This is a genomic window from Imperialibacter roseus, from assembly GCF_032999765.1.
Classification (GTDB): domain Bacteria; phylum Bacteroidota; class Bacteroidia; order Cytophagales; family Cyclobacteriaceae; genus Imperialibacter; species Imperialibacter roseus.
The window spans coordinates 655,525-679,919 of record NZ_CP136051.1 but is presented as its reverse complement, the minus strand read 5'-3'; the positions used below and the strand labels follow the sequence as shown (position 1 = coordinate 679,919).

At 47.1% G+C, this 24,395-nt stretch carries 15 protein-coding genes; 2 read left to right on the top strand and 13 right to left on the bottom strand.

The genetic code is table 11. From position 1 onward, the window contains the following. Positions 1–3 precede the first annotated feature (3 nt). From RT717_RS02860 to RT717_RS02830, 7 genes are all read right to left on the bottom strand, one after another. A complete protein-coding gene (locus tag RT717_RS02860) occupies positions 4–3,324 on the bottom strand; it encodes a SusC/RagA family TonB-linked outer membrane protein (protein WP_317490235.1) in 3,321 nt (1,106 codons plus the stop codon). A 370-nt stretch (positions 3,325–3,694) separates the two neighbouring features. Then, entirely contained in the window at positions 3,695–4,339 is a 645-nt protein-coding gene (locus RT717_RS02855) for a response regulator transcription factor (RefSeq protein ID WP_226940472.1), read from the bottom strand. Positions 4,340–4,516: 177 nt separating this feature from the next. Beyond that, on the bottom strand, positions 4,517–7,165 hold the full coding sequence (locus RT717_RS02850; protein ID WP_317490234.1) for an ABC transporter permease: 2,649 nt from the start codon (positions 7,163–7,165) through the stop codon (positions 4,517–4,519). Continuing rightward, the gene (locus RT717_RS02845) at positions 7,158–9,803 is read right to left on the bottom strand and encodes an ABC transporter permease (RefSeq protein ID WP_317490233.1); all 2,646 of its coding nucleotides are present in this window, start codon (positions 9,801–9,803) and stop codon (positions 7,158–7,160) included. The genes RT717_RS02850 and RT717_RS02845 overlap by 8 nt, the downstream gene beginning before the upstream one ends. Beyond that, the gene (locus RT717_RS02840; RefSeq protein WP_317490232.1) at positions 9,796–12,453 is read right to left on the bottom strand and encodes an ABC transporter permease; all 2,658 of its coding nucleotides are present in this window, start codon (positions 12,451–12,453) and stop codon (positions 9,796–9,798) included. Before RT717_RS02840 ends, RT717_RS02845 begins: the two co-directional genes overlap by 8 nt. Beyond that, a complete protein-coding gene (locus RT717_RS02835) occupies positions 12,450–15,071 on the bottom strand; it encodes an ABC transporter permease (RefSeq protein ID WP_317490231.1) in 2,622 nt (873 codons plus the stop codon). The genes RT717_RS02840 and RT717_RS02835 overlap by 4 nt, the downstream gene beginning before the upstream one ends. Further along, complete coding sequence (locus tag RT717_RS02830) at positions 15,071–15,403, bottom strand: PadR family transcriptional regulator (protein WP_151998862.1); 333 nt, start codon at positions 15,401–15,403, stop codon at positions 15,071–15,073. The genes RT717_RS02835 and RT717_RS02830 overlap by 1 nt, the downstream gene beginning before the upstream one ends. A 147-nt stretch (positions 15,404–15,550) precedes the next feature. Between RT717_RS02830 and RT717_RS02825 the strand changes: the two genes are divergently transcribed. Further along, on the top strand, positions 15,551–15,784 hold the full coding sequence (locus tag RT717_RS02825) for a ribbon-helix-helix protein, CopG family (protein WP_317490230.1): 234 nt from the start codon (positions 15,551–15,553) through the stop codon (positions 15,782–15,784). Further along, positions 15,781–16,113, top strand: a complete 333-nt coding sequence (locus tag RT717_RS02820; RefSeq protein ID WP_317490229.1) for a type II toxin-antitoxin system PemK/MazF family toxin — start codon at positions 15,781–15,783, stop codon at positions 16,111–16,113. Before RT717_RS02825 ends, RT717_RS02820 begins: the two co-directional genes overlap by 4 nt. Before the next feature lie 3 nt (positions 16,114–16,116). Here the strand turns inward: RT717_RS02820 and RT717_RS02815 are convergent, their stop codons facing one another. The 6 genes from RT717_RS02815 to RT717_RS02790 all read right to left on the bottom strand — a co-directional run bounded on the left by RT717_RS02815 (position 16,117) and on the right by RT717_RS02790 (position 24,375). After that, complete coding sequence (locus RT717_RS02815) at positions 16,117–17,175, bottom strand: right-handed parallel beta-helix repeat-containing protein (protein WP_317490228.1); 1,059 nt, start codon at positions 17,173–17,175, stop codon at positions 16,117–16,119. Between the two features lie 206 nt (positions 17,176–17,381). Then, entirely contained in the window at positions 17,382–17,576 is a 195-nt protein-coding gene (locus RT717_RS02810; protein WP_317490227.1) for a hypothetical protein, read from the bottom strand. A gap of 172 nt (positions 17,577–17,748) precedes the next feature. Further along, positions 17,749–18,429: a family 16 glycoside hydrolase gene (locus RT717_RS02805; RefSeq protein WP_317490226.1), complete on the bottom strand. Its 681-nt coding sequence runs from the start codon at positions 18,427–18,429 to the stop codon at positions 17,749–17,751. Between the two features lie 213 nt (positions 18,430–18,642). Beyond that, on the bottom strand, positions 18,643–21,312 hold the full coding sequence (locus RT717_RS02800) for an ABC transporter permease (RefSeq protein ID WP_317490225.1): 2,670 nt from the start codon (positions 21,310–21,312) through the stop codon (positions 18,643–18,645). After that, positions 21,309–21,647, bottom strand: coding sequence for a PadR family transcriptional regulator (locus tag RT717_RS02795; RefSeq protein ID WP_317490224.1), 339 nt, complete (start codon positions 21,645–21,647; stop codon positions 21,309–21,311). The genes RT717_RS02800 and RT717_RS02795 overlap by 4 nt, the downstream gene beginning before the upstream one ends. A gap of 106 nt (positions 21,648–21,753) precedes the next feature. Next, positions 21,754–24,375: an ABC transporter permease gene (locus RT717_RS02790; RefSeq protein ID WP_317490223.1), complete on the bottom strand. Its 2,622-nt coding sequence runs from the start codon at positions 24,373–24,375 to the stop codon at positions 21,754–21,756. Between the last annotated feature and the right edge of the window lie 20 nt (positions 24,376–24,395).

Sequence of the window (24,395 nt, the reverse complement as noted above, 5' to 3'; positions counted from 1 at the left end):
CAATTAAAAAGTGAATCTTAGGTTAACACCATATCTCCTTGTGGTTGGGATAATTCCCAGGTCAATGCCCTGGGCATTACCGCTCTGGAATGCACTCAAGCCTTCCACATTACCCGTTCCCAGGGAGTTTGTCTCTGGGTCAAAATTGAGATCATCAGGGAAATTGAGCGCTTTGAACCATAAATTCCTGCCTGATAATGAGATGTTAGCAGAACCAAAAGGTGTCTTGCTCAGGAGGTTCTTTGGCAACGAATAGCCAAGAGAAATCTCCCTCAAGCGGATGGTGCTTGCGTCAAACACAGAGAACTCTTCCGGCCCTGAACTTCCGAATGTGTTGATAAAGTACCAGTCGTTGACAGTCAGCGAAGTTGTGTTAGGAATGGTATTTCCATTGTCATCCAGCTTTGCACTTTGTGTGTTTGGATCACCAACCACGCCGGGGATGACAACCGTTACTTCACGACCTCTTGGGCCCTCTGGCACGGTACCTGTGGTTAAACCACGGCCATATACCTGATTGTAGGTGCCTGACCACATATCGCCACCATCACGATAATCGAAGAGCACATTCAGAGTTATGCCTTTGTAGGTGAAGCTGTTGGTGACACCCAGAATGTAATTAGGGTTAGGGTCGCCTATAATTTGCTCCTCAGACGATTGAATGAGCTTTCCTGTGGCAGGATCTACCAATAGTTGGCCGTCTTCGGATCTGGCAGCTACGGAGCCTTTGATCTGACCGTATGGCAAGCCCACAGCATGAACCACCCTTACGCTATTGCCGAAGCCATTGATAAACACTTCATCCAGGCCTTCTGTCAGCTCTTCAACCACATTGCGGTTGCGGGTAAACGAAGCAAAAATATTCCAGTTGAACCCATTGGCCAGCGATACTGGCGTGAGATCCAGGCCAACTTCGATTCCCTTGTTACTCACTTTACCGATATTAGACACGGCACTGTTGAAGCCGGAAGTAGACGGCACAGTAATCGCCACTATCTGGTCAGTAGTGTTTCGGTTATAATAAGTAAAGTCTATTCCGACCTTGTTTTTGAACAACCTCAGATCGGTACCGATTTCATATTCAGTAGTAAATTCAGGCGTTAACAGCCCATTGCCCAAACCGCCGGAAACAGTTTGTCCGTTGGTTCCAATGAAAGGAAAATCAACAAAGGCAATATTGTTACCAAAGCCTGGCCCGGATGGGTTGGTATTGAACAACACTGACTGTGTGAGGTATGGCGATGGGTCACTACCCACCTTGGCAACGCCTACCCTAATTTTTCCGCTATTCAGGATGTCGTTAGAAATATTCAGGGCATCAGTGAAAATGAAAGATGAGCTTGCGCCTCCGTAGAAATAGCTCCTCTTGTCTTTAGGCAGTGCCGAGGTTAAATCATTCCGACCTGTTAGGTTAAGGAAAAGATAGTCCTTGTACGAGAAAGAAAGGTCAGCAAGGAAGGCCTGGTAGGCTCTTTCAGATTTATTCCCTCCAAAAGGCGTCACGCTTTGCGTGTTGTCGAGGTCGTTGATACCATCAACGATGATACCCACTCCCTGAAATGCCTGGCGATCCACGGTACGAAGGTTAGCGTTGTGACCAACGATGGCCTTTAGCCCTATGTGTTCAGACAAATCTCTTGAAACAGTCACAAGCAAGTTACCATCCAGCTCCATCCTTCTCAGGTCATCTTTGATGATCCGGCCTGTGGGAAATGCTGTATTGCTTCTTGGAAGCACCTCTAGTTTGCGGTCTGTAAAGCCGTTAAAACCAACTTTGTACGTCACGTTCAACCACTCGAAAACGTCGTAGCCGATATTGAAATTTCCGAAGTACCTGTCCACATCGCTGGTATGTGGCGCATGGTAGGCCAGAAAGTAAGGGTTGTCGTTGTCAGGGCGATAGAAAGCCTGATTGCCATTGGCATCCTGATAAGGTAGCCCTTTCACATTGACGTTTGGTGGAGTGAAAAGCAAACGCTGTGTTACAGATGGCCCGCCAGAGAACAAACCAGTTGACGGAGGCGAGGTAAGATCAGTATTCACATAGGTCATGCTACCGCCAATGAAAATGCCATTGTCCAGCGTGGTGTTGCCACCAAAGTTCATGCTGGTTCTGGTCACTTCGTTGTTAATCACAATTCCCTGATTGTTCATTCTGGAAAGGCCGGCCACGAAATTGGCCTTGTCATTGCCTCCTGAAATATTCACGGCAGTTTCAAGAACTCCACCTGTCTGGAAAAAATCCTTAGGAGTATTGTAAGTACCAAGAAGCACTGAATCGCTACCAAATTCAGGGAAGTAAGGCGTATTATTCGGGTTATTATACCGGTCGTAGGGGTGAGCCACCCAGGGGCGCCCAGTAGCAGGGTCTATGCTTTTGATTAGCGTGGCATTCTCTCTCACTTGCCATGCAGGCGAATTCAAATCGAAGGGAGCACCCCACGTGCCAAAGTTACCATCAACATAAAGGAAGTTATTGCCCTGCGTATACTGGGTCTGATAATCAGGCAAATTGGATACTTTCTCAGTGGAATAGGAAGTGTTTACACTGATTTCCATTCCCTTACGGGTTCCTTTCTTACCAGCTTTAGTTGTTACTACAATCACACCATTCGCAGCCCTTGAGCCATAGAGCGCCGCAGCTGCAGCACCCTTCAACACTGTCATTGACTCGATGGTGTTGGGGTCAAGATCAAAGGAACGGTTGGACGTAGTGGTTTGGCTGGTAAATGAGCCAGTGGCATAGGTGGTGTTGTCAAAAGGCACACCATCCACTACCCAAAGCGGTTGGTTGTTTCCCAGCAGAGAAGAGGCTCCCCTGATGGTGATGTTAGAACCCTGGCCAGCCGCACCACCTGCGCCAATGATGTTGACGCCGGGTATTTTACCCTGCAAGGCTCTCAAAGCATCGGGCTCAGATTTTTGAGCTATCTGGTCGCTTTTCAGCTCCGTTACAGCATAGCCAAGTGCTTTCTTCTCCCGCTCAATACCAACTGCTGTCACAACCACCTCAGAGAGTTGTTTCACGTCGGACTCCATGCTAGCGTCGATGACGGAACGGGAGCCGATTTCAGTTTCCTGGGACAAAAGACCAATAAATGAAAAAACCAATGTCCCTCCCGATGAAGGAACGGTGATTTTATAATTACCGTCAATATCAGTGACGGTACCAGTTGCGGTGCCTTTCAGCACCACGTTCACACCAGGTAGCTCTGTGCCGTCTTCGGCTGAGACTACCTTACCGGATACGGTTCGGTCCTGCGCCCAAACATGGGTTAATGCTGTCGCAGTAAACAAAATTGTAATCAGTAGAATTTTTCTCATAAGAAAATAATTGGATTGTAGTTAAAAATGATTGTGGCTATCAAGCCATTCGATACACACAGGTTATGCATGTCGCCTCGCTGTCCTTGGTTTTCGCTGCCGGAAAGAGTCCGCTACCTTCGCGGAAGTATCCAATCTCAAATGTCAGCGAAGTGTTGCGGGATTAATTCCCCCTATTTGTGGGATTTTAAAATGTGGGGCGCTCAATAATTCCAACAGAAAGCATGTTTCATTGAAAATAATATAATGAAAGGCCGCTTGAGAAAGCATGTGTACAAGGGGAAATTCCTTTGCAGGGTGAATTGAGCAAGCTGGAAATGAAAAAAGCCTCTAATGAGGCTTTTTTCCAATTGTATATTCAGGTTGAAACTTAGATGTACTTGTTGTGGCGGCCAATCTCAATGGCGTTGGCTTTTGATTTTACGCCCAGCTTTATGTAGATATTTTTGATGTGCGTCTTGATGGTTTCTCTGTGAACAAATAATTCATCAGCGATCTGGGAATAGCTCTTTCCCTCTGCCAGTTTCTCCAGCACCTCTGTTTCTCTCCTGGAAAGCGGCGAGTCTGTGTTGCGTTGAAAAGATTCGATAACCATGCGTGATATTTCTTTGGAAAGAGGGGCGCCTCCCTGTAGCACTTCGTCAATACCGTCAAGAAGATCGCTGTAGCTAACAGCCTTTGCCATGAAGCCAGCTGCACCTGCATTGAACGACTGGAAAACTGATTCTTTGTCCGTATGCAGCGAAACCACTATTATATTGGCCTTCGGAAGCTTCTTCTTAATGCGCCCAATGCCTTCAATGCCGCTCATGCCCGGCAGTTCCAGGTCCATCAATACTACATCTGGTGCGTCGCTTTCGATATTATCCAGGGCCTCTTCACAAGAAGTATATGTATTCACGACATGGTATTTAGAAATACTGTCGATCAGAATCTTGTAGCCTTCTTTGATAACAAAGTTATCTTCAACGATACAAATCTTGGTAGGAATGGTTGTCATAGTGTTTGACCACATACAATAAAAATTAGGCTAACTGGAAAGCAGCTATATCAAGCAAATCGATCACGGCCATAAAATACGGTTGGAGTATGACCTTACTTACGCTTGGTAACAGCTTAGAGTTGCCTGACCCTCTACCGTAAACAGGGGGATTTTTAGTCCCCCTGGTGTTAAGATCTAATCACATGGGCGCTACTCGTTCCGCAGTGTGTCCGCCGGGTTCGTCCGGGCAGCTCTCACAGTTTGAGAGCCCACAGCGAGCGCAGCAATGCCAAAAACCACCAGAACACCTCCAAACAGTTCCAGAAAGCCAAAGGTCGCTTTGTAGGCCAGGTCGTTAAACACTATTTGATTGAAAAAATACCAGGTAGCAGGCACTGCGATGGCAGTAGCTACAATAAGGAGTGTTATGAATCCTTTGCCCAGCAGCAACACAAGGTTTCGCTCTGTTGCGCCCAGCACTTTACGGATACTTATTTCTTTCAGCCTGGTTTCTGTCGTAAACACCACCATTCCTAGTAAGCCCAGTGAGGCGATGGAAATGGCCAAAAATGCAAGAAACCCGATAATCTTCACCATGATCAGGTACTCATCGTACGACTTCTGAATCCTGTCGTCGTAAAACTCCGCCTCGAAAGGATGGATGGCGTCCAGTTCATCCCATTTACTTTCAATTTTCTCCATTGTGCCAGGAATGTCGGCCGATGATATCAAAGCATTAATGACGTAGTACTGGTCTGCATGATAACGATAAGCAAATTCCTTTATAGGGGAATCTATTTTACCGTAGTGAAAATCCTTTACCACACCCACTATCTTAACGTCCTTGTCATCCACCTTCAGCGTCTCCCCAATGGCATCCAATGGCTCTCCAATATTGAATCGCTTAAGAAGCTTTTCATTCACGATGATCTGGCTCTCCGCCGAACTATCCGACTGCGGAATGAAATTTCGGCCTGCAATGATCTCCAACCCGTGAATAGGAATGTAGTTTTCGTCAATGCCATTGTAATGTATATTGGTGGAGTCCAGCGGGTCCTTGTATTTGGCCTTAGTGCCCCAATAGCTCCCCACACTTGTGACAAGCGTTGAAGCCGACATGGCGGTGATTTCTGGAATTTCAGACAAAGCGGTTCTTACTTTCTCGACATCATTGCCCAGCAAATCGATATTAAGAATATTTTCCGTCTCGTAGCCAAGGTCGAAGTTGACTGCGAAGTCGTATTGCTTGTAGGCCATGGTAGCACCTATAATAAAAGCAAGAGACAGCGTGTACTGAAAAACAATCAGCACCTTACGAAAAGCGATGTTGCCGAATAGTTTCAGGGACGAAACATCCTTTAGTACTTTGTGCACGCTGATCCGTGACAGGAAAAGCGACGGGAAGAACCCTGCAAAAAGACCTGCGATGACTGCCAGCAAGCCAAAATATAAGAATGTCAACGCTGAAGGATGGAGTGTGACCATCTCCCCGATTTCCTCACCCAGTTCCAAAAACCTCGGCCGGAGAATAAGATAATACAGCACAAAAGCGAAAAGCAGAGACAAGCCAGAGATGACTACAGCCTCCAGGATAAACTGAGTGAAGACATTTCCTGCAGAGGCGCCGACAGTTTTTCGAATACCCACTTCTTTTGACCTCCTGAGCGAGCGGGCAATGGACAAATTGGTATAGTTAAAACAAGCTGAAACGAGCACCACGAAAGAGAGCGCTACGATGATCCAGACAATTTTCAATTCCAAGCTGGGTCCGATCTGGTTGCTTAGATCTTCTCCTGGCACGATAGCAGCCAGAGGTTGTAGCCACATGTTGATAGTCGTGTGCTCGTCAACTTTATTCTCATCTTCGCTAATCTGATTCAGACTGGCCTGCAAAGCCTCCATGTCCTGATCAGGTCTGACAACAATGTAAATGTAGTTAGACCACATGTTGTTCCAGCGAGTGAGCCTGGTCGACTCTTCGTTTTCCTTTTCTTTAATTTCATAAGTAGAGTAAGACGCCACTACCGGTGCCCTCAAATGTGAATTTCCAGGCATATCCTCCATCACTCCGGTAACAGTGTAGCTATCCTTGTCGTTGAGCTTGATCAGCTCTCCAACCGGGTCTTTGTCATCGAAAAGCTTTTTTGCCGTGGTCTCATCCAGCACTACGGAATACGGTTCTTTAAGCACGGTGGCTGCATCACCTTGTTTCAGCTTAAAGGAAAACACAGAAAAGAAAGATTCCTGCGCATAAAGCCCCTCTATCGCAATGACTTTACTGTTGTAAGCTGCGTCTCCACGGAAGTTTCTCGTTATCAGCACCATCTCCTCAATACCCGGCACATCACTTTTGATACGATTGGCTGCCTGAATAGAGGTGGAAGCGAATTTGCTTTCGTCCTCCTCCAGTCGCTGGTATGTGTTACCCACCCGGTAAATGCGATCGTACTTTTCATGGAAAGTGTCGAATGAGTAAATGTCGGTGAGGAAGGCAATCATGAGCAGCCCGACTGACATACTGATGGCCAGTCCCACCACATTGATGGTGCTGAAAAGCTTATTCCTGGCCATGCTACGGACCGAGGTTTTGAAGTAGTTGGATAGTAAGATAAACTGATTCATTCCTTTAAATATTTGAGGTTTTTGCACTGTGTATAGTCTGAAGAATTTGAGCACGTCGATGATGTAAATGAGCCTGGCGTAGGTCAGCCCTTTCGCAGCTACATTCCGCCCGAAGTACTCCAGCAGGTCTCCCTGCAGATCCTCGTAAAGCGAAGGCTTGCAGTACCATTCCAGGAACCGGGTGGCCCAGCGGGGCGGTCTGTCGATACGGGGTGATATGTGGGAACGTTTACTCATTCCGGAGAATTTGGGCGGGATTAGTGCCGGCAGCCTTCATCGTCTGGCTAACTATCATAAGAAAGGCTATCACCAGCACGACAGCCACTCCACCAAAAAGTTCGGTGAACCCGATAGGGGCATGAAAAGCAAATTGGGCCAGCACTACCTGGTCAAAAAACAAATAGGTGACAGGCAGAGCAATGGCCGTTGCAATGCCAAGAAGCCACAAAAAACCACGCCCGAGCAGGTAAATAAGGCTGCCTTCGCCAGCTCCCAGCACTTTTCGAATGCTTATTTCCTTCAGGCGGGTTTCAGTAGCGAATACAACCATGCCAAACAAGCCCATCGAAGCGATGCAAACTGCCAGAAACGCCAGGAACCCAATCACCTTGAGCATCACTGAAAACTGGCTGTAGGCTTGTTCAATCTGTTCATCGTAAAACTTCGCATCCATTGGGTGAACCGGATCTATTTCATCCCAGGCCAATTCCAGCGAAGCTATTGTCGCCGACAGGTCGGTTGTGTTCACCTTAACATTCAAATATCCACCTGGTTGGGATTCATACCGCAGCACTGTCGGCTCAATAGGATCCTCCAGCGTCTCGTAGTGAAAATCCTTGACCACGCCAATAATAGCAAGCCTCTTGCCTTCGATTGTCAGCACTTCAGCCACCGCTTCGGCTACGTTATCCTGAGCGATATTAAAGCGAGCCAACAGCTTTTCATTAACAATGACCTCCGTTTCCGCAGCACTTTGGGCCTTCGCTTCAAAGTTTCTCCCTGCCAGCAGCGTGTGCCGATGCAATGGCAGGTATTGCTCGTTGATTCCGTTTTGCCACACAAAACCGGAATCTTCCTGGTATTTGGCCTGAGTGCCCCAGGTCGAACCAAGCGAGGTGACCATAGCGGATTTCGATATTTGCTCGACTTCCGGCAGCGCTGCCATGCGGGCCTCCACTATTTCAGGCTTATTATTTTGCAACCTGATGTTGACGATATTGCTTGTTGAAAACCCGAGGTCGTACGATAGCATTCCCTTGTATTGGACATACCCGATAAGCGTGGTGGTAATAAAAATGAGTGAAAAGACATACTGAACCACAATAAGGCCTCTTCGCAAACCAAGCCTCTTCGACGAAAGGATGGCAGACGCTCCCTTCAATACGGCCAGTGACCGGATTTTTGCAAAGAAAATGGCTGGTAGCAAGCCAGCCACAATTCCCGTAACGATAGCAAATGCCGCAAATGCAAGAACGACATTAAAAGAGAGATCGAGCGATACCAAATTCGATAGAAAGCTATGAAGAGAAAGAAACTGCCTTTTGAGCACCAGAAAAAGGCCGAACGAAATCACTAAGGCCAGTAGCGAAATCAAAACCGATTCGGTCAGGAATTGGGCCACAACCTGGCCTTTCGAGGCTCCCACCACCTTCCGGATACCTACTTCCTTCGATCGGCGGAGGGCTCTCGCAATAGACAAATTGGTGTAATTAAAACAAGCGGAGATAATTACCACAGCACCAAGTCCGATCAGTATCCAGAGCGCTATGATATTCATGGTTGATCCTGTTTCGTTGGTGTAGTGATGCCCAACAGCGATTTCATCGATTGGCTGGAGGAAAAGATCGATTGTTCTACCTTCCAGCGCCGCATTCTCAGTCTCGCTTATCTTATCAAGCTTTTCTTGTATCGCCGCCAAATCGCTTCCTTCTTTAACGGTCATGTATGTATGGCTCATGTAGATGTTCTCCCAATTGTAGAAGCCGCCATCCATGTCCGGCTCTTCGGCAGCCACCGTAGCAAATGAAGCCAGTGCCTCAAACCTGATATGCGAAAGCTTCGGGATGTCTTCCAACACCCCTGTCACCTGATAACTGGCGGTGTCAAGTTTCACGATTCGCCCCACGACGTCCGTATCATCAAATAGTTTTCTTGCGGTCGTTTCAGTGAGAACGAGGGAATTTACCTCCTTCAGCGCAGTGCCCGGATTCCCTTTCAAAAGCTTGAATGAAAACACATCCATAAATGACTCGTCGGCCCAAAAGCCGCCCACCTGGATCACTTTGTCCGCTACCTGCACGTCTCTGTCAAAGCCCCTCCTCATGATGGTGAGATTTTCTATCTCAGGCACTTCCTCCCGGATATTAACCCCTGCCTTCACAGATGTCGTTGCCAACTCCATCACAGACCCGTTCGAGCGTAGGTCTTTAGCTATAAGCCTGTAGGTTCGATCCTTGTTTTCGTGGAAATTATCATAAGAAAACAGATCCGACACGAACGCAATGATTAACAATCCGACAGACATACTGACTGCCAGCCCCACCACATTGATAGTGGTAAACAACCGGTTGCGGGCCATGCTCCGCACCGACGTTTTGACGTAGTTGCCAAAAATGTAAAACTGATTCATCCTTTTTAATATTTGAGGTTTTTGAACTGTGTAAAGCCTGAAAAATTTCAATACATCAACTATATAAATGAGCTTAGCCCGAATCATCCCTTTGCTCTCGACATTCCTTTCGAAGTATTCCAACAGGTCGCCCTGCAAGTCTTCAAAAAGCGAAGGCTTGCAATACCACTCAAGCAGGCGGCTGGCCCAGCGAGGCGGTCCGTCGTTACGGGGGACAGGTGACGATATCGGCCTGCGCTTATTCATTTCGAAGGATTTGCGATGGGTTAGTTCGGGCAGCTTTTATCGTTTGTGTACCTATCGCAATGAGCGCCAACACCAGCACAAAAGCTACTCCTGAGAGAAGCTCTAGTGGGCCCACCGGTGCCTTGTAAATTACATTAGAGAGTACCTTTTTTTCAAAAACCCAGGTGGTGACAGGGACAGCCAACAAGCCGGCAATCAACAGCAGCGTAACAAATCCACGGCTCAGCAAGTACAGCAAGCTGCCTTCGGTTGCGCCCAACACCTTGCGGATGCTGATTTCCTTCATTCTGGATTCTGTGGTAAAAACCACCATCCCCAGCAAACCCAACGAGGCTATTGACAAGGAAATGATGGCCAAAAATCCCACCACTTTCACCATCGTCAGATATTCCTGATAGGCTGCTTCTATATGCTGGTCATAGAATTCTGCCTTTAAAGGGTGACTTGGATCAAGCTCATCCCACGTTCTTGAAATTTCGTCCATTGCAGCCAGCAACGCTCCGTCTCTCAACTTCACATGCACTACTTTGTAGTTTTGCGGTGTATAGCGAAACACAAAGGGCTCCACAGGGCTGTCCAACATGCCGTAGTGAAAGTCTTCCACAACACCTAAAACTGACTCTTTTACACCGTTGAAATACACAACTTTACCGATTGCCTCTTCGGGACTTCCAATACCCAATCGTTCGATAAACTTTTCATTGACAATAACTCCGGCTGATTTTACGTCCCCTGCCATGTGGTGAAAGTTGCTTCCGGCCAGTAGCTTGTGGTCAAGGAGGGGGATATAGTTCTCATCAATTGAATTGAAATTGAAGTAGGCGGAATCGCCCAGGTACCTGACCTGCGTATACCAATAATAGCCAGTACTCATGACCGAAAATGATTGGGCAACAGCTTCGACCTCATTGAGTTGGCGAAGTTGTTCAATAACTACGTCCGGGTTATTTTTCTGCAGATCTATGTTCAATACATTTTTTGTATCATAAGCCAAATCGAAGTTGACCGAGTAGTGAAACTGCTTATAGGCAAGAGTGGCCACTGTAATGAACGCCAGGGAAAAAGCATATTGCAAAACGATGAGGGTTCTGCGAAGACCAAGTCCCTTCATCGGCCGGTTCGACAGTCGGCCGCTCACGTGCAGCGACTTAATTTTTGAAAACGAAACGGCAGGTACCACTCCCGCCAAAATGCCTATCGCAATTGCGAAGACACCAAAAAGTAAAAACAAAGCTGGCGACGGACTGAGCGAAACCATGCCACTGGCAAATTCATTCAGCTGCAAAAATTCGTTCCGTATCGGGAAAAATAAAAGGATGGCTAAACAGAGCGATAACAACGAGATCACTATAGCTTCAACAATAAACTGACCGGCTATGTGTGCTTTCCCTGCACCCACCACTTTGCGTATACCTACTTCTTTGGCCCTGGTAAGCGACCTGGCAATGGACAGGTTGGTATAGTTGAAGCAGGCAGACACCATGATCACAACCACCAGGGCAATGAGTATGTTGACCGTATTCGCTTCCAGTTTAGGTCCCCGCCAGTTGATCAGGTGCGGCCCGGGAACAATGTCGTTGAAAGCTTGAGCACTCGCAGTAACGGTGGTGCCGGCGTTTTTAAAGGCCGCATTTTCCTCGCTGCTTATGCGCTCAAGATTGCGATCCAACACTTCCCGGCTGTTGTTCTGGTCGAGCAGCACATAAACGTTGTCGGACATCATTTCCTTCAGCCAGTCCTGCTTGCTGGCATCGGACCCTGGCTTTTCAAGGGTGGCATAAGAAACTAGCAGATTAAACCGCAGGTGAGAATTCTGTGGGACATCCTGTACGATGCCTGTTACGAGATACTCCGATTTATCGGCAACTGCATTCCCTCTGCCTGCATTTTCGAAGAAAATCGTCTTGCCCACTGCGTCGGCATCTCCGAATAGCTTTTTTGCCGTGCTTTCAGTGAGTACCACCGTATTAGGAGCCGCCAAAACTGCGCCTGGATTACCCCGTTTCAGATCAAAAGAGAAAATGTCAAAAAATTCCTCCGAGGCAAAAAAACCGGCAACACTAATCGCCCGCTCGTCGAGGCTCAGGTCTCCTGTCAGGCCACCGTTGAGCACTACCACTTTTTCCACGCCTGGCACCTCTTGTCTCACTCTTTCTGCTGCCAATACGGAGGCCGTGGCAAAATTACTCACGCCGCCATTGCTGACCTGTCTTTTCGAAATGACTCTGTAAATCCGATCCTTGTTTGTGTGGAAATCGTCTATTTTTTGAATGTCGTACAGCAAAGCAATCAGTAGCAAGCCTACCGACATGCTAATGGCCAGCCCCACAACGTTGATAGTAGTGAAGAGCTTGCTTCTGGCCATGCTCCGCACCGATGTTTTGAAATAATTGGATAGTAGGATAAACTGATTCATTCCTTTAAATATTTGAGGTTTTTGAACTGTGTAGGTTCTGAAAAATTTAAGTACATCGACGATGTAGATGAGTTTGGCCCGCAACATTCCTTTTTTCTCCACATTCCTTTCGAAGTATTCCAGCAGGTCGCCCTGCAGGTCTTCGTAAAGTGAAGGCTTGCAATACCATTCCAGCAGCTTTGAGGCCCAGCGGGGAGGACGGATCCGGTGTGTCGATTTGGTCTTGCTTGTCATTCTGTTCTAAGGCTTTCAACAGGGTTTTTAAGTGCCGCAGTTAGCGTTTGAATCATTACCGCCAGCATCGCCAGACAGAGCACTCCCGCTCCTGCCGCAATGAATATCCAAAGGTTCGAAAGCAAGGCTATTCGGTAAGCAAAGCTGTCGAGCCATTTACTCATGAAAACCGCACTGAGGGGCAAGGCGACAATTTCCGAGAGTGCCACTATCATAAGAATGCTCCTGGCTATCAGAGCCAGTATGGAAACCGGCGAAGCGCCCAACACCTTCCTGATACCAATTTCTCTCGTCCTTCGCCTTACTGCATAAGAAGTGAGACCAAGGAGTCCCAGCAAAGCGATGAAAATGGCGATGGAGGTCATCAAACTCACCATTTTACCAAATTTCTCATCGGCCTTGTATAATTGGTCGTACTGCTGGTCAAGAAAGTAGTACTCAAACAACCGTCCGGGGAATGCCTCTTCCCAGGCTGCTCTGACACCGGCAACAGCTTCTTCGGGCTGGCTGCCAGGGGCAATTCGCACATACGTGTTGCGGAGAAATTCCTCCTTCTCCATGAAAATGATGGGCTCTATGGCTTCATGAAGCGAACTGAAATGGAAATCCTTTACAACACCTACAATACGGTCAAGCGTATGGCTGCCAGGCAAAATCAACGTTTCGCCTATCGGCTGCTGAAGCCCAAGCAACCTGGCTGCTGTTTCGTTGATGATCACAGGACTCACAGAATCAGGGAGCGAAGGGTGCTCCCAGCGTTCGACCACTTCAATGCCGGCTGCTTTGAAGTAGCTATCATCGATATAGGCAAGCTTATGTCCTATTTCCTGTCCCGTTGACGCAGAGGTAGTGCGGCCACTCCAAAAGTTTCCCGCAAGCCTTCCGGAAGAGCTCCCCGCCTCCTCGACGAAGGGGTGTTGAAGGAGAAGGTGCTTTAGGTTCTTTCGCCTGGCTTCATCATTGCATTCTGGCAAAACAATTACTTGACTTTTCGAAATACCCAGATCCTTGTTCCTTATGTAGGTGATTTGGGTATGAATAACAGCTGTGGCGATTACCAGCCCGATAGAGACCACGAACTGAATGGCAACAAGAGCCTGCCGCAAGCTAACACTGCTTTTGCTGCCAGAAACAACGGCACCCTTCAATGCGCTAACAGGCTTGAACCTACTCAAATAGAAAGCAGGGTACATGCCAGCCAACACTCCTATGAGGATCACTCCGGCGAATATGAAAAGCCAGCCGTTAATCGTCGTGACGCTGGCCATTTCAAAATTCTTATCCGCCAGGGTATTGAACGACGGCATCAACAGCCACACAAAAACGATTGCCAGTGCAAATGAAATGCAAGCCAGCAACACCGATTCGAAAATGAATTGGTAGACTAATTCACTTTTGGAAGCCCCGTTCACCTTTCTGATGCCAACTTCTTTGGCCCTTCCCAGCGCTCTGGCTGTTGCCATATTTACATAGTTGATGCAGGCAACTACCATAATAATAAGCGCTATTGTGCCCAAGAGGTAGATAACCCGGTAACTGCTATTTCCAGCCATTTCGCTCTGCAGCGACGAATACAAATGAATGTCGCTTATGGATTGCGTAAAAAAATGTCCTTTTAGCTCCTTTCGGTGACTTTTGACCACAGATTCTATTTTGGCTTCGAATGCTTCGGCTGACACTTCCTTGTGCAACTTTACATAGGTGTAGAAACTTCTGTTTCTCCAGTTGTTAACCTCATCGTTGGCAAAATCACTCCACATGGTCCCTCTGATCGGTCGGAACATAGTAAACTGCAAATGCGAGTTGGACGGCAAGTCTTCCACCACAGCCGAAACCGTCAGCGTCTTGATACCCATCATCCAGTTGTCTTCAAGCTGGAGAGTTTTCCCCATACAATCTGTAGTGCCAAAGTATCTGTTGGCTGATGATTCGGTGAGGACTGCCGAATGTGGGTCGTGCAAAGCAGTCGCTGCGCTGCCATGGATAAAGTTGAAACTTAGCACATCAAACAAGCTGCTATCGGCCCGGCACATTCCCAGCTCGTAAAAACTCTTTCCATCGACCTGAACCAGGTTCCGGCCACCTGTGGAAGGCATTAGCCTCACCATTTGCTGTATTTCCGGGAGATTGTCTTTCAAAAGAAGGGCCAGGCCGGGAGGGGTGGTCGCCTCAAGAGTAGAAATGCCAGCTTCACTCACAGATTCCGAGCTTATCCTCAATATTCTATCATTGTCAGCATGAAAACGATCGTAGCTGATCTCATGCGCTACATAAAAGGCGATGAACAAAGCGCACGTGAGCCCAAGTGTCAAACCTGCGATATTAATGGCAGTATAGGACTTGCTTCGTGACATTGACCGCAGGGCTATTTTCAGGTAACTACGTATCATGATGAGTTGATTTGATGTTCCAAAAAGCTGTCGTCGGCGAACCGTATACAGCCTGAAAAACTTCAGCACGTCTATTATATAAATAAGCTTTGCATAACCCGTTCCCCGTTTGTGCAAATTGCGCTCGAAGTACTCAAACAGATCACCCTGGAGGTCTTCGTAAAGCGAAGGCTTGCAGTACCATTCCAGCAGCTTTGAGGCCCAGCGGGGAGGCAGAATATTTTTCATTAAATCCCTTTAAATACAACGTCTGGGATCATGCTCCAAAGCTGGTCACGTTGCTCCCTGGCTTTAAGCAAAGTAGCCTTGCCGCCACTGGTAATTGTGTAGAAGCGTTTTCTTCTGCCACCACGAACGTTGGTAGCTTCGCCCAAGCCGCTCTTTACATAGCCCTTTTCTTCCAACCTGTTGAGCACGGCGTGCACCACTCCCAGCTTCACCTCCCTACCAGTGTGTTTGGTAAGTTCGTCGCAAACCGCCACGCTGTAGGCCTCCTCCATCAGGGCCGCTATCGTGAGCAAAACGAGTTCTTCAAATTCTCCTAAGTTGGTACCCTTCATCTGTCAATATTTCATTTGTTCATTAAATGTATGTAAAATGATTTTAATATATTCATTGTTTGTATGTAAAATATTGAATGGCTGGTCATTTCCTTGTTTGTATTTATGTTTTATATTTGTATAATAGAAATATAAAAGATAGTTAAGATGGCAACATTCACCAGTACACTTCCAGATGAACTATTAAAAATACTAGCGGAAAAGGCCAAAGCACTGTCACAGCCTAAGAACCGACTGATTGAGAATGCACTTAGGTTGTACCTCGAACATCTTGAAAAAGCAGAATACATCAAGTCGTACAAACAGGCAGCAACAGACGATGAGATACTCTCTATTGCCGAAGAAGGAATGGCTGACTACTTAAGAGAACTGGAGAAATGAGACAAGGTGAAATCTGGAATGCCAATCTGGATCCCGTGAAAGGGAGTGAACAGGCAGGCTACCGTCCGGTAGTAATAATAAGCGGTAATCTACTAAATACTCATCTTCCAATCGCTATTGTGATTCCCCTCACCTCAAAAATCAAAAGCTATAAAGGAAACCCGATATTAGTACCCGATGACAAAAATGGATTAAAGTCGATCTCAGAAATGCTGATCTTTCATATCAGATCGATTTCAAAAGACCGACTTATTGAAAAACTCGGAGAGATTGATCAATCTACTGTTCAGGAATCAGTTAAAACTCTCAACGATATTTTGAAGTACTGACCATTACATTCCTTTTTTCTTGACTGGGTTGGGTTGTTTGGGCGATTTGAAAATCCCGGCATTCAGTTCATATCCAACAGACCCAGGTGTAAGGTGCAGGTAGTTGGTGGGATAGGCTGGCTCCTTCCGGGTAACAAGTTCCACCTTCCCCTTTTTCACCACATTGGTTTCCACGAAATTTTTATTGTTGGTTGTTTCTACCAGCCCATTGCTGCCGTAGTAGCCCATATAGTGTTGGTTATCTACCATAACACAATCGGTGAACTTATAAGCGGGGCTGGAGTCACCGGGCCGAACCCACACATAATTGCCGCCTGCAATTACATTGTTTTTAAAAGTAAAATTCGCAACAGGCCCCATCCATACTGCACTTTCATTGGCCCCGTAAATGATACTATTTGTCACTGAGAAGTCTTCAACCGAACGGAAAAGCAGAATGGCATTGCGGCAGTTGTAGAACACACAATGGTCGATCTGGGTCTTTGGCCCCTGGGCCCAAATAGCGCCCTGAATCTGCGAGCTGTGCACTTCAGATACAAAATAACATTGTGACACTTCCATATCACCTAAAGACTCATCCTCTTTTGAAATGGGGTAATAGTAAGTCACATCAGGGTGGGCGCTTCCCAGAAACTTCAAGCCACGAATGGTGACATGGCTTGTTGCCACCAGCAGACCTGTGGAATGAACAAACTGCGTCTTTGAATTATTGCCGGATATTGACTGTATCGCCGGCATTTTTGTCGGGAGCCAGTCTTCGTCGTCAGGCAGCACCACCGCTTCTACCGTGAACCGTGTGGTGTCGTTGAGCATCCGCAAGGGGTGGATGGCCACCTTATCCTTAAGGGAGTACAAACCCGGAAAAAGCTTGATAGTGATGGAGCCACTCCCAGTAAGTTCATTGGCTATCGCAACCGCTTTTTCGAGCGTAGCATAGGGTGTGCTCTCAGAGCCGTCAGCCATATCACTGCCTGAGTCAGGGTTAACATAAATTGTCTGTGCCAATGCTGTACTCGCTTTGAAGAGTAGAAAGAGAGAAAGGGTGAAGAGTAATTTTTTCATCGCTTTTTGATTTTGGTTTTTTTGCGATGCAAGTAGTAGTTGCGATTTCCAGTTCGCCATTCAAGCGCTGTTCAAGTTCCTGCAAGCGTGTCACAATCCTGTTCAAAGCTGCTCAAGCCAGACCCATGCCTTGACAAAGAAAAAGCCTTGAGTAAATTCAAGGCCTGCATTCAATCAAAAGCTATTATTAACCGCAAAATTTCCCGTCAGGAAATTTCTTTCACTTTTCTTTCCGGAGCGGAGAGTCTTTCCTCCAAATCGTAGTAGTTAGACTCGATGAACCCGTAAAACTCGTAGTTGTGCTTATTCAAATCTTCAAAGCCCTGTTGCAAAAACTTAATGCTGGCATCTATTTGATTTTTGTGCCGTTCGAGTTCCTGCTTAAATTCTGTGCGATCCATGTTGTGGCAGTTTTAAAAGAAAGTACATCAATTATGGCCAAAAATGAAAACTTGTCTTGCAATTTGTAAGAGCTATTCTGTCCCCAAGCCATCGAATTGGTATTTACCGACATGGTTAAATAAGAAAGGCTCCGAAACTTTCGAGGCCTTTTACTTATCGACAAATTAGCTTCTATTCCCTTTGCGTTACCTTCAAGTTGGCAAAATGAGCATCGGTACCACCACCCACCCAAAGGCCAATAGCTCCACGGGCATTCGCTCCAAGCTTTAAGTCGTTTACAATCAGCGTTGGCTGAGAATTACCATGAACATAGAGTTTGGCTTTACCTCCCTCAACTTCAATTTTCACATGTGTCCATTCTCCAGGAACCATATCCACATATGCCTCATACTTTTCCGGGGATTCTTTTCTCAGGACATCAAAATGATAATCCGGGTAAGAAGAGTATTGGGCCGTATGATTCCTCTGAACCTGATCATCAGCTCTCCCATTTGCCGCCCTCAGGTAAAATTGCTCAAACTTTACATTGTCGTCTGTGATTCTAAATGCTACCCCCACGAAACCCCTGTTCATTGGATGTGAATCTTCCTGCCGCTTCCCAGCCAGATCGAGCTCAATAATGCCATTGGTAAAATCAACGTCGTTTATTTTTACCAGCGCCGTCTCATTCCCCTTAATAGCAGTCACTTTTACTGATTTTTTTTTCTCATAGTCTACCTCAGCAATATTTACATTAACAGGCAAAAGCTCTTTGTTGCCGGTTAACTCAATTACTTTTGTCTGGGCCAGGATACTACACCACGAGAAAAATAAACAACCAAAAATCAGGTACACTTTCATAGTAAGATTCATTAGTTTAAATAATTTAATTTGATCAACTACCGGCTCAAATTAAGTCGGTGGGTTGTCGAAAACCTGTTCAAACACCGTTCAAGACTGTTCAAGTTGTTAAGAGGGTGTCGATATGTTCACCCAAGCTATCCAACCTATTTCGATTCAGGCACAAAAAAAGCCCCAGAATTTCCGGAGCCTTTTCCTTACCCATTTATTAGTTTATCATTCATGCTATTCTGACCTCAGACTCTTGATAGGGTTCATTCTTGATGCCTTGATCGACTCAAAGCTGATAGTTAGCACCGCAATACCCAATGCCATCAGTCCAGAAATGGCGAAGACTTCCCAGGTGATATCGGTGCGGTAGGTGTAGTCGTCCAGCCAGCTTTTCATCAGGTACCAGCCCAGCGGCATGGCCAGCAAAAGAGAGATTAGGACTAGCTTGATGAAGTTGAATGTCAGCAGGCTGAAGATAACCCTGCCGGAGGCTCCCAGCACGATCCGGATACTGATCTCTTTGCCACGTTGCTCTACCATGTAGGCGGACAAGGCAAAGAGCCCTAAGCAAGCCACAATAATGGCGAGCACAGCAAAAGTGGTGAACACCCGGCCCATTGTCTGCACGTCTTCGTACATCCTGGCGTAGCTTTCGTCGAGAAACGAATACCTCATGGGTTGGTTGGGAGCAAAGTCGTCCCAAACTTCTTTGATCGAAGCAAGGACTTCCTTCATTTCTGGCGAGCTGACTTTTACCGAAACAACATCGCCCCATTCTCCATATACCATTGTAAGGGGTTCGATTTTCCCCTTTAGTGATTCGAAGTGAAAATCTTCCACCACACCAATGATAGTATAAGGCTTCCAGTTTTGTATTCTCTCTCCTACTGGGTTTTCAAAACCAAACTCTTTCACAAAAGCCTGGTTGACAATAATTGAAGAGGAGTCGGAGGCCATGCCCTGCACAAAGTTTCTACCATCCACCAGGTGCATTCCGAGGGTGCCTATATAGTCACTGTCCACATACCATCGCTGTGCACCAACGGCTTTGTCTTCTTTGGACTTGCCTTCTCTCCAAAAAGGGTTACCATCACGTTTGGTGCCAGAGATAGGAAGGTAGCCGCTTATTGCTGCATTTTGAACGCCCGAAAGGTTGGCCAATTCGGCCTTCAGTGTTTTTATCTTATCGCCAAGTGTGTTTGCACCCTGAATCAACACAACCTGCTCTTTGTTGAAGCCAATCTTTTTGTTGAGGATATACTGCATTTGGCGGTAAATAATGAAGGTGCCTATGATCAACACAACGGATGTCGTGAACTGAAATATCACCATCACACTTCGCATTCTTGAGCTTTTGCTTCCTCTGCTTAGGCTGCCCTTCAAAACGTCTATCGGTTTGAACCCTGACAGGTAAAAGGCAGGATAAAGGCCGGCAAGTACACCAACAAGCGTTGCCGCCCCTCCGAGGGTTGGGATAAACCACCACTCAAGCCAGGGTATTTTCAGTGATTTATCAGCCAGCTCATTAAAGAATGGCATACTTATCCAGGCCAGCAAAATGCCTACCACAAACGACACCACACTATAGAGAACCGACTCAGTAAGAAACTGCCTAACAAGGTGAGCTCTCACTGATCCTACCACCTTTCTCATTCCCACTTCCTTGGCTCGGTTAGCCGATTTGGCGGTGGAAAGATTGATGAAGTTGATGCACGCCAGCAGAAGAACAAAAAATGCGACACCTCCAAAAAGCCAAACAAACCGAATATCGCCTTGCTCCACCATGGCATGTATACCGTCGGAGTAGAGATAAATATCGGCCACTGGTTGTAGCTTGAAGAAGTGATTTTTGCGCACCTCGTCTACTGACTGATTCCCTTCTTTTTCAAGGTGACCTACATAGTGTGTGTCCCGAACAGATAGCAGCTTGGCTTCCAGCTCTTTTGGATCAGTGCCAGGCTGCAGTTCAAAGTAAATATTGTAGTTCCAGCAGCACCAGCTTGTTTGTTCTCCACCCCAAAATTCGACGCCAGTTAACGTGATGAGAAAATCAAACTGAAGGTGGGTGTTGTCAGGAAAGTCCTGCATAACCCCACCAATCTTGTAGGGCTTGTTTTGGTCATCGTTTAAGAAAACTACTTTTCCCACCGGGTCGTCGTTAGGGAAGTATTTATCAGCAACCGTTTTGGAGATCACTATCGAATACGGGTCGGCCAACGCATTTTCTGTTTGGCCATACACCATCGGTACTTGAAGAATGTCAAGCAGAGCCTGATCGGCGTATACGAAACCTTCCTCGTAGGTATTTTGCTCCTGACCTTCCGCCCGAAACAAGTTGCTGCCCGCATTGAACCAACCGGCATATGGAATCAGCCTCCCTGACTTTTCAACTTCAGGAAATTCTGCTTTGAAGATACCGGCGGTTGGCGCAGGAAAGGAGGTCCACTTGTTGGCTCCGCTTTCTCTCCCGAATTCATTGTAAACTCTATAAATATTCTCGCCGTCTTTGTAGAACTTATCATAGCTAAGCTCCTGCTTTATAAACAGCGTGATGAGAATGCAGGCGGCAATGCCTAGTGCGAAGCCTCCGATTTTAATCGAAGTGTACATTTTTTGCCTGGCCATACTTCTCCAGGCGACTTTCAGGTAACTTTTGAACATGGCTGCGTTATTTGAGTTTTGTGACTTCTTTGTTTTTTTCAAGGCAAATGGCTGAAGAAACTGAACAACATTCCAAACGAACAGCCAATCGGCTTTCCGCTTGCCTACTTTGATGAACCGCCGGTCGTAGAGCTCCAGCATATCGCCCAATACCGCATCGCACAGGTGGTCGTTGCAGAACCTGCGAAAGAGGCGGATGGCCCATTTGGGCGGCCCTGCATTCTGGGGCATCGGGGACTTCATAGGTTGTTTCCTTCCCATACTATTTTGGGCACCTTGCTCCACATAGAGTTTCGCAGCTCTTTGGACTGCTCTAAGACTTTAGCACCGGCATGGGTCAGCTCGTAAAGTCGCTTTTCTCTTCCACCTCTTTGCTCAGTAGCTCCCCCCATTTTCGACTTCAGGTAGCCTTTGTCTTCCAGCCTCACTAAAGCCTTGTGCGCCGAGCTGATCATGACATTGCGGCCTGTTTGCTTTTCCAGCTCATCTACAATGGCCAAACCGTAAGCATCGTCGTACAGAATACCGACCGTTAGCAGTACAAGCTCTTCGAATTCACCCAGGTATGTTCCCTTCATGCGTTTATTTGTTTCACCTTTGCCTAAAGTACCTGCATGGAACTAAAAGGTTTCAGGCATTATGAAATTTATTTCCCGATAATTGATAAAAGTGCTGTCTTTGCCTTCATTCCGCCCGTAAAGACTTCACCGGGTTAGCCACCGCCGCCCTTATTGCCTGAAAACTTACTGTGAGCAAGGTGACTGCAAAAGCCCCCAGCGCCGATAGAGCGAAAATGTACCAGGCGATAGAGGTATGGTACTGATAACTTTGCAGCCAGTCGCTCATAAAGAAATAAGCCAGCGGCATAGCAATGAAACAAGAGATGGTGACGAGAATCACAAAGTCTCTGGAAAGCATTTTCCACAGCATAGCTACCGAAGCGCCCAGCACTTTGCGAATGCTGATCTCTTTGGAACGCTGCTCAGCCACGTAGGACGCCAGCCCGAACAGCCCGAGGCAGGAGATGAAGATGGCAAGGATAGCAAAGAATGCTGCCAAACTACCCACCCGCTCCTCGTCAGCGAACTTTTTATTGAATTCTTCGTCCACAAACTGCGCTTCGAACGGAGCCGTGGGGTTGTATTGTTTGAACACAGGCTCGATGGCTGCCAATGCTTCTCTAATGGGAAGATTTGGATTCAGTCGCATGGTGATCAAGCCCTGCCAGCCATCTCCCAGAAAGACCGCCGGCTGCATGGGGTCATACGGTGATTGCGTGAGCATGTCCTTCACCACGCCGATTACTGTATAGTTCTTGTCCCAAAACTTAATCACTTCACCTACGGGGTTTTCGAATCCCATGATCTTGACAGATTCCTCGTTCAACAAAGCGGCAGCGGAGTCGGAGGCCAGCTCGTTGGAAAAGTCTCTGCCCTCCACGATGCTCCAGCCAATGGTTTTGCCGAAATCCGGCGATACATTCACATTTCGGAAGAATATTTCTGACTCCACATTTTTCCCTCTCCAGTCCAAACTGTTGTTGTTATTGAAGTGGGCCGGAGACTGCGATGACCTGGCCACCTGTTCGACAGCACCTGTCTGGAGCAGCTCGTTTTTTAGTGCAGCAAACAATCCCGGCTTGTCGGTTGTATTCATTTGAACTGATACAAGCGCATTGCGGCTGTACCCAACGGGTCTGTTTTTAGCGTATTGGATCTGCTGGAAGACAATGATCGTGCCTACTATGAGGCCGACAGATACCGTAAACTGAATGACAACCAGCACCTTGCGGGGGAGCGAAGCGAACCTCCCGCCCCTCATCACTCCTTTTAGCACTTTCACTGGCTGAAAACTGGAAAGGTAAAAAGCCGGATAGCTGCCCGACACGACTCCCGTGAAAACAACAAAGCTTAGCGACACAAGCCAGAATATTGGGTTGCTCCACGGAATAGCCACTTGCTTATCGGCCAGGTCATTAAAAAAGGGTAAGGCAAACTGTGTAACGATCATCGCCAACACGAAGGCAAGAAGGGTAATAGTGAGCGACTCACTGAGGAATTGCAGGATCAACTGCGTGCGTACTGAGCCAATGGCTTTGCGAATGCCTACTTCCTTCGCACGCTTTTCGCTGCGGGCGGTGGACAAGTTCATAAAGTTGATACAAGCTAAAAGCAGCACGAAAACCCCAATGATGCCTACCAGCCAAACATATTGGATTCGGCCTCCGGCACCCTGGCCATCGATAAACTCGTTGTAGAGATGTAACTTTGCAAGCGGATAAATCAGCAACTCCTCTTTCCATCCGGTGATGAAGGGTTTCGGCAATTCCCTGATTTGTTCATTGATTTGAGAAATGTCTGCCTGCTCGGTTAAAAGCACATAAGCCACGCCACAGTGATTCGTCCAGCTCGATAACACATCTGGTGAATTCATCCAGTTCTGTTTGCTTTCCCATGGCAGCAGAAGCCTGGTGTCGTAAAGTGTTGAGTTGTGGGGAAAGTCCTCATACACACCCCCGACCGCAAAGTTGGTGGTAGCATCGAGCAGGATGGTTTTGCCCATAGGATCGGCGTCGCCAAACACTGCTCTCGCCAGCGACGATGAAATTAGCAGGGTTGATGGATCCACTAAAACGCCCCGACTGCCCTGCAGCATCTCCACGGTAAACATTTCCGGAAAATCCTTTTGTACCCACATGCCCTTTCCGGACATCAATTTGTCTCCATAGCTAAGTACATGGTCACCATTCTTCGATGCCAGCGACACACCGTCGAAATTGTCGCCATACTGCTCCTTAAGGGCAATACCAGGCGCCATCGCCACAGTCGTTCCAGTGTAGGAGATGTCTCCGGCTGACTGATGCGCCATTACCTCGGCCAGCCTGGAGCGGTTGTCAAAATTTGTATCAAACGAGAATTCGTCCCATATCCACAAACCAATGAGCATGGCTACTACCATGCCTGCCGACAAGCCAGCGATGTTGATGAAGGAGTAACCCTTGTTTCTGAAAAGGTTTCTCCAGGAAACCTTGAAGTAGTGTTTTAGCATGGTGTAACTATTTATTTGATTTGACCTTTTCTTTGAGTTTCGTTTCACGGCAAAGGGCTGGATAAACTGAAGCGCATTCCAGAAGAAAAACCAGTTGGCCCTGTGCCTGCCCAGCTGTGCGTGCCTCCTTTCGTACAATTCGAGCAGGTCGCCCAACACAGCGTCAGACAGGTGATCATTGCAGTACCAGGTAAAAAACCTCGTCATCCATTTTGGAGGAGTCAGCTTTGTGTCGATCTGGTTTTGGCTCTGCGGCATGGTATTAGTTTCACCTTTGT

What these genes read in the sequence shown, in the direction of transcription:
- RT717_RS02835 (WP_317490231.1), bottom strand. Translation starts at nt 15,071, where the DNA reads ATGAAAAATATTCTGCCTCCCCGCTGGGCCTCAAAGCTGCTGGAATGG.
- RT717_RS02795 (WP_317490224.1), bottom strand. Translation starts at nt 21,647, where the DNA reads ATGAAGGGAACATACCTGGGTGAATTCGAAGAGCTTGTACTGCTAACG.
- RT717_RS02855 (WP_226940472.1), bottom strand. Translation starts at nt 4,339, where the DNA reads ATGTGGTCAAACACTATGACAACCATTCCTACCAAGATTTGTATCGTT.
- RT717_RS02800 (WP_317490225.1), bottom strand. Translation starts at nt 21,312, where the DNA reads ATGAAGTCCCCGATGCCCCAGAATGCAGGGCCGCCCAAATGGGCCATC.
- RT717_RS02820 (WP_317490229.1), top strand. Translation starts at nt 15,781, where the DNA reads ATGAGACAAGGTGAAATCTGGAATGCCAATCTGGATCCCGTGAAAGGG.
- RT717_RS02825 (WP_317490230.1), top strand. Translation starts at nt 15,551, where the DNA reads ATGGCAACATTCACCAGTACACTTCCAGATGAACTATTAAAAATACTA.
- RT717_RS02860 (WP_317490235.1), bottom strand. Translation starts at nt 3,324, where the DNA reads ATGAGAAAAATTCTACTGATTACAATTTTGTTTACTGCGACAGCATTA.
- RT717_RS02790 (WP_317490223.1), bottom strand. Translation starts at nt 24,375, where the DNA reads ATGCCGCAGAGCCAAAACCAGATCGACACAAAGCTGACTCCTCCAAAA.
- RT717_RS02845 (WP_317490233.1), bottom strand. Translation starts at nt 9,803, where the DNA reads ATGAATAAGCGCAGGCCGATATCGTCACCTGTCCCCCGTAACGACGGA.
- RT717_RS02815 (WP_317490228.1), bottom strand. Translation starts at nt 17,175, where the DNA reads ATGAAAAAATTACTCTTCACCCTTTCTCTCTTTCTACTCTTCAAAGCG.
- RT717_RS02840 (WP_317490232.1), bottom strand. Translation starts at nt 12,453, where the DNA reads ATGACAAGCAAGACCAAATCGACACACCGGATCCGTCCTCCCCGCTGG.
- RT717_RS02810 (WP_317490227.1), bottom strand. Translation starts at nt 17,576, where the DNA reads ATGGATCGCACAGAATTTAAGCAGGAACTCGAACGGCACAAAAATCAA.
- RT717_RS02805 (WP_317490226.1), bottom strand. Translation starts at nt 18,429, where the DNA reads ATGAATCTTACTATGAAAGTGTACCTGATTTTTGGTTGTTTATTTTTC.
- RT717_RS02830 (WP_151998862.1), bottom strand. Translation starts at nt 15,403, where the DNA reads ATGAAGGGTACCAACTTAGGAGAATTTGAAGAACTCGTTTTGCTCACG.
- RT717_RS02850 (WP_317490234.1), bottom strand. Translation starts at nt 7,165, where the DNA reads ATGAGTAAACGTTCCCACATATCACCCCGTATCGACAGACCGCCCCGC.